Origin of the sequence: Streptomyces palmae (assembly GCF_004684805.1) — a bacterium.
Taxonomy (GTDB): Bacteria; Actinomycetota; Actinomycetes; order Streptomycetales; family Streptomycetaceae; genus Streptomyces; species Streptomyces palmae.
Window position 1 is genome coordinate 1 of sequence record NZ_SRID01000399.1, and the last position, 6,152, is coordinate 6,152.

4 protein-coding genes are annotated in these 6,152 nt (G+C 73.3%); 1 reads left to right on the forward strand and 3 read right to left on the reverse strand.

The features are described 5' to 3' along the window. Nucleotides 1-360 precede the first annotated feature (360 nt). Nucleotides 361-642 (reverse strand): HU family DNA-binding protein, encoded by a 282-nt coding sequence (locus E4099_RS27695; RefSeq protein WP_135341866.1) that lies wholly within the window; start codon nucleotides 640-642, stop codon nucleotides 361-363. A 370-nt stretch (nucleotides 643-1,012) separates the two neighbouring features. Then, nucleotides 1,013-2,434 carry an NAD-dependent malic enzyme gene (locus E4099_RS27705; RefSeq protein ID WP_135341863.1) on the reverse strand — a complete coding sequence of 474 codons (1,422 nt, stop codon included), beginning with the start codon at nucleotides 2,432-2,434 and terminating at the stop codon, nucleotides 1,013-1,015. A 422-nt stretch (nucleotides 2,435-2,856) separates the two neighbouring features. Between E4099_RS27705 and E4099_RS27710 the strand changes: the two genes are divergently transcribed. After that, a complete protein-coding gene (locus tag E4099_RS27710; protein ID WP_135341864.1) occupies nucleotides 2,857-3,063 on the forward strand; it encodes a cold-shock protein in 207 nt (68 codons plus the stop codon). A gap of 419 nt (nucleotides 3,064-3,482) precedes the next feature. On the opposite strand, the gene E4099_RS27715 is transcribed toward E4099_RS27710, so the two are convergent. Continuing rightward, nucleotides 3,483-5,870, reverse strand: a complete 2,388-nt coding sequence (locus tag E4099_RS27715) for a HelD family protein (RefSeq protein WP_245245229.1) — start codon at nucleotides 5,868-5,870, stop codon at nucleotides 3,483-3,485. Nucleotides 5,871-6,152 lie beyond the last annotated feature (282 nt).

Below are 6,152 nucleotides of genomic sequence, written 5' to 3' on the forward strand. Positions count from 1 at the left end.
GGCCTCGACCCTGGCCGCGCACCCCCCGCCCGCCCCTGACCGCCTCCCGGCCAGGGGCTTCGTCGTCATCCCGGACCCACGTGGCACGCCCGGCCCGGCGCTCAGGCGCGACCCCCGCCCTCGTACCCGAACACCTCCCGGGCGGTGCGGCCGGTGGCGTACAGCGCCCCGTGACGGCCCCCGGCCGGGTGCCTGGCTCGCCGGGGGCCTCCGGTGGCCCGCCGGGGCCCCACGCGCCGGTGGGCGCCCGTTGCGGCCCGTGCAGGGGCATATGCCCGGCGAACCGGACAGCAGAAAGGGCGGCCACCCTCCGTGGGTGGCCGCCCTTGGCGCTCCGGGGCTCACATGCCCGTCAAAGGCTTACTTGCCCTTGGCGGCTTCCTTGAGCTTGGAGCCCGCCGAGACCTTGACGCTGAAGCCGGCCGGGATCTCGATCGGCTCGCCGGTCTGCGGGTTCCGCGCGGTGCGGGCGGCACGGTGGGTGCGCTCGACCGTGAGGAAGCCAGGGATGGTGACCTTCTCGTCGCCCTTGGCGACGACCTCGCCGACAACCTCGGCGAAGGCGGCCAGCACAGCGTCGGCGTCCTTGCGGGTCACCTCGGCGCGGTCGGCCAGCGCGGCCACCAACTCACTGCGGTTCATGTTTGTACTCCCGTGTTCTTCTTGCCAATGAGGCGTGAGATCGAAGCCGATGCTGCCAGGGTCCTCGGACATTCCCCGGACCCGGGTCGGACCTAGATGATCTTTCCACGCCCTGGGGATCCCCCCTGGACGAAGTCCTCGGGGGAGCATCCTGCCCCCACCTGTGGCGGGAAAGCCAATCCGGCGCCCTGCGAGGTCACACGAAGAGCCCCGTGACGGCCGTTTTCCTGCCCGCTTCCCGCCCGTCACCTTATGGGGACCGGACAAGCCGGGCATCGCGCGACGCGCCGTGCCGGGCCCGTCCGGGGCCGGGTGGTCCCTCCGGCCCCGGACCCGCCCGGATCCGGCCTCGTACGCCCTGGGGCGCCTCTCAGAGCGCGTGGTCCGCGGTTGCCGCCCGCGCGGCGTCCTTGACGGCCCCGGCGACCGCTCCGGCGACCTTGTCGTTGAAGACGCTGGGGATGATGTAGTTCGCGTTGAGCTCCTCGTCGTGCACCACGTCGGCGAGCGCGCGGGCGGCGGCCAGCATCATCTCGGTGTTCACGGTGCGCGACTGGGCGTCCAGCAGACCGCGGAACACGCCCGGGAAGACCAGCACGTTGTTGATCTGGTTGGGGAAGTCGGAGCGCCCGGTGGCCACCACGGCGGCGGTCTGGCGGGCGATCGCCGGGTCCACCTCGGGGTCGGGGTTGGCCAGCGCGAACACGATCGCGTCCTTGGCCATCGCGGCCACGTCCTCGCCGCCGAGCACGTTGGGGGCCGAGACGCCGATGAACACGTCGGCCTCGCGCACCGCCTCCTTGAGGGTGCCGGTGACGCCCTCCGGGTTGGTGTTGTCGGCGATCCAGCGCAGCGCGGAGTCCGGGTCGGCGGAGACCAGGTCCGCGCGGCCGGCGTGCACCACACCGTGGATGTCGGCGACCACCGAGTGCTTGACCCCGGCGGCGATCAGCAGCTTGAGGATGGCGGTGCCGGCCGCGCCCGCGCCGGACATCACCACCCGCACCTCGCCGATGTTCTTGCCGACCACGCGCAGCGCGTTGGTGAGCGCGGCGAGCACCACGATGGCGGTGCCGTGCTGGTCGTCGTGGAAGACCGGGATGTCCAGGGCCTCACGCAGCCGGGCCTCGATCTCGAAGCAGCGGGGCGCCGAGATGTCCTCCAGGTTGATGCCGGCGAAGCCCGGCGCGATGGCCTTGACGATGGTCACGATCTCGTCGGGGTCCTGGGTGTCCAGGCACAGCGGCCAGGCGTCGATGCCCGCGAAGCGCTTGAACAGGGCGGCCTTGCCCTCCATCACCGGCAGCGCGGCCTTGGGGCCGATGTTGCCCAGGCCCAGCACCGCGGAGCCGTCGGTGACCACGGCCACGCTGTTGCGCTTGATGGTCAGGCGGCGGGCGTCCTCGGGGTTCTCGGCGATGGCCTGGCAGACCCGCGCCACACCCGGGGTGTAGACCATCGACAGGTCGTCGCGGTTGCGGATGGGGTGCTTGGACGCCATCTCGATCTTGCCGCCCAGGTGCATCAGGAACGTACGGTCGGAGACCTTGCCCAGCGAGACGCCCTCGATGCCGCGCAGCTTCTCCACGATCTCGTCGGCGTGCGCGGTGGAGGTCGCGGCGATGGTGACGTCGATGCGGAGCTTCTCGTGGCCCGAGGCGGTCACGTCGAGACCGGTGACCGAACCGCCGGAGGACTCCACCGCGGTGGTGAGCTGGCTGACGGCGGTGCCGCTCGCCGGAACCTCAAGCCGAACGGTCATCGAGTAGGAGACGCTGGGCGCCGTTGCCATGGCCGACTTCCTCTGCTTTCCCTGGTGTCGCTGTAGATCTGTGTCGCTGTGCCGGGTGCCGCCGCGGGCGTACGCGACGTTACGTTTCTTCATCGCATGTACGTTCTGTCACCCGCCGCGTTCGCACGGTTCGCGGACGCCTCACGCCGTACCGCAGCGCGTCGGCCGAACCGGGGCGCGCCCTCCGATCGTCGCACCTACCAGCGAGTACGAGGTAACCAGCCCCTGATTTTGAAAAACCTTTTCCGCGTTACGGGATAGGGTCAGCCGCATCGCCACCACCACTCCTTCGCGCTAACCCACGGCGAGGCGCCTCGCCCCGGGCGCCGGGCTCCCTAGGATCTGGCGCGCGCGGCCCGCGTCTTCCGTGGCCGCGGCAGGCCATCATCCAGCCGGCAGCAGCCGAGAACGGGGAGCGCGGAATGCCACAGGGCACCGTCAAGTGGTTCAACGCCGAGAAGGGGTACGGGTTCATCGCCCAGGACGGCGACGGCCCGGACGTCTTCGTCCACTACAGTTCGATCGCCGGCACCGGCTACCGCAGCCTGAACGACGAACAGCAGGTGGAGTTCGAGATCGTGCAGGGCCGCAAGGGCCCGCAAGCGGAACAGGTCCGCGTCAGGGACTGACGCGGACCTGTTCCGATCACGCTGGGTGGCACCGACCCGCCATGCTCGCCTCGCGGCAAGTGGTCGCTCGAAGCGACGAAGGTTGGGCCCGGGGGCTTGGATCGAGCCGGTGCCACACCCAGGCTAACAAAGGATCGCCCAAAGCGATTCCCGTCCCACATGTCCTACTTTCCGGGGTCGCCGGGGTCGCCGGGGTTTCCGGGGTCGCCGGGGTGCGCGGGGCTCCTGACCATTCAGGGTCACGGGAGCGCGGGCGCCCAGGGTTCCGGAGGCCGAGTCTTCCCCATGCTCCCTGGTTTCCCAGGGCCGGGAGCCCAGCGGCTCCCGGTTCGCGCGGCCCCAGGGCCCCGGGGTTCGCGGCGATCGCCGGGCGGCCGGACCGCGCCCGGCCGCCGCCCGCCCGGCCACCGGGCCCCCGGTCAGTCGCGCAGCAGGTCCGGAACGCCCTCGCCGTCCGGCTCGTCCCGCTCCCCGGAGACCACGGTGAGCCGCTGGGTGGCCCGGGTCAGGGCCACGTACAGCACCCGCAGCCCGGCCGGCGACTCGTCGGCGATCTCGGCGGGCGAGACCACCACCGTGGCGTCGTACTCCAGCCCCTTGGCCTCCAGGCTGCCCAGCGGCACCACCCGGTCGCCGAGCCCGGCCAGCCACTCCCGGGCCTCCTCGCGGCGGCCCATCGCGACCACCACGCCGACCGTGCCGTCCACCTCGGCCAGCAGCCGCGCGGCCTCCTCGCGCACCCGGGCACCGAGGTCCTCCGCCACCACGAACCGCGGCACCAGGCCGGTGGAGCGGACCGCCCTGGGCGACACCATCCCCGGCATCGCCAGGGCCAGCACCCTCGCCGCCAGTTCGGCGATCTCCGCCGGGTTGCGGTAGTTCACGGTGAGCGTGAAGCGGCGCCTGGGGCGGGTGCCCAGCGCCTCGTCGCGGGCCTCGGCCGCCTCGTCCGGGTCCGACCAGGAGCTCTGCGCCGGGTCCCCCACCACCGTCCAGGTGGCCTGCCGACCGCGGCGCCCCACCATCCGCCACTGCATAGGGGTGAGGTCCTGCGCCTCGTCCACGATGACGTGCGCGTAGTCGGTGCGCGCCTCGTCCCGCAGCCGCTCCATGCGCTCCTCGCGCGCCCGGCGACCGCCCGCCAACCGCTCGGCGTGGGTGGTCAGTTCCTCCAGACCGGTGAGCTGGTCCAGCGGGTCCATCTCGCGCCGGCGGGGCCGGGCCGGGGCGCCCAGCACCGTGTGGAGCTCGTCCAGCAGGGCCACGTCGTGCACCGACAGCGGACCCTGCCCCTCCGGACCCAGTCGCTTGAGGGAACGGGCCAGCAGCCGCGTCTCCCGGGGGGTGAGCACCCGGCGCGCCCAGCGGCCGAGCCGCTTCTCGTCCGCCATCGCGGCCAGCACCGCGCGCGGGGTGAGCTCGGGCCACCAGGCGGCCAGGAAGCCGGTGAAGTCCGACTCGGAGGTGATGTCCTCGTCGAAGGCCTGGCGCGCCTCGGCGGCCATCTCCGGGTCGGTGTAGCGCTGCGGGGCGCCGGACCGGCTCCACAGGGCGTCCAGCAGCAGTCGGCGGGCGCGCGGGCGCAGCAGGTTGACCGGCGCGGTGCCGCCCAGCACGGTCTGCCGGATGCGCCGGAGTTCGTCCGCCTCCAGTTCGATCCGGCGGCCGAAGGCCACCACCCGCAGCCGCTGCGGGGTGCCGCCGTCCTCGGGTGCCGGGTCGAGCCCGTCCAGCGACAGCTGCTGGTCCGCTCCGCCCTCGGCTGCGCCGGGTCTGCGTCTGCGGGAGGCGCCCGCCGGGTCGCCGGCCGGCTGCCGCTCCAGCGCACCGCGCGCCGCCCGGCGCAGCAGCTTGGCCATCCGCAGCGAGCCCTTGATCCGGGCCACCGCGGGTTCGTCGTACGCGGTCGCCTCGGCGCCGTCCACCAGCGAGCCCACGGCCCGGATCGCGACCTGGCCCTCCTCGCCCAGCGAGGGCAGCACGCCTTCGGTGTAGGCCACGAGCAGCGGGGTCGGGCTGACCACCAGGATGCCGCCCGCGTACCGCCGGCGGTCCTGGTAGAGCAGATAGGCGGCGCGGTGCAGCGCGACCGCCGTCTTGCCGGTGCCCGGGCCGCCCTCGACCTCGGTGACCGAGGCGGCGGGCGCCCGGATCACCAGGTCCTGCTCGGCCTGGATGGAGGCCACGATGTCGCGCATGGTGTGGCTGCGGGCCTGGCCCAGCGCCGCCATCAGCGCGCCGTCGCCGACCACCGGCAGGGCCGCGCCGTCCAGGGTGGCGGAGAGCTCGGGGCGCAGCAGGTCGTCCTCGACGCCGAGCACCCGGCGCCCCTTGCTGCGGATGACCCGGCGGCGTACCACCCGGCCGGGGGCGACCGGGGTGGAGCGGTAGAAGGGGGCGGCCGCGGGTGCCCGCCAGTCGATCACCAGCGGGGCGTAGTCGGCGTCCAGCACTCCGAGCCGGCCGATGTGCAGGGTCTCGGCGATCTCGGCCCGCACGGTGCCGTCCGGGTCGGTGCGCACCGCGTCGTCGGCGGGCTCCACCGAGGTGTACGCGCCGTCCGGCCCGCGCTCGCCGTCCTTGCCGAGCAGCAGGTCGATCCGGCCGAACAGGAAGTCCTCGAACTCGCTGTTGAGCCGGTTGAGGTGGACCCCGGCCCGGAACACCTGGGCGTCGCGCTCGGCGAGCGCCCCCGGCGTACCGACCTGGCCGCGCTTGGCGGCGTCGTCCATCAGGAACTCCGCCTCGTGGATCTTCTCCTCGAGGCGCCGGTACACCCGGTCCAGATGCGTCTGCTCGATCCGGATCTCCCGGTCGCGGACTCCGTCCCCGTCCCGGGGATCGGCGTTCCGTGCGTCCGTGTCCTGCGGATCCGTACCCTGCGGATCCGTCGCCGGTGCGGCGTGCGTGGCGTTCTGCGCGGCCACCAGGCCCCCTTCTGCTGTGCGTGAGGCAGCCGTCAACCGTACGCGAACCGGGGCAAGTGCGCACCTGTCGCCTGGCCGGGCGGAGAGAGCGTACGGCGGGTCGGGCCGGCACGCCACAACCAGAGCGTGCGCGGTCGCTCACCGTCGATCCCCGGGCCCCGC

Bases quoted from the DNA above. Each gene is read 5' to 3' on its own strand.
- E4099_RS27695 (WP_135341866.1), bottom strand. From the start codon at position 642: ATGAACCGCAGTGAGTTGGTGGCCGCGCTGGCCGACCGCGCCGAGGTG.
- E4099_RS27705 (WP_135341863.1), bottom strand. From the start codon at position 2,434: ATGGCAACGGCGCCCAGCGTCTCCTACTCGATGACCGTTCGGCTTGAG.
- E4099_RS27710 (WP_135341864.1), top strand. From the start codon at position 2,857: ATGCCACAGGGCACCGTCAAGTGGTTCAACGCCGAGAAGGGGTACGGG.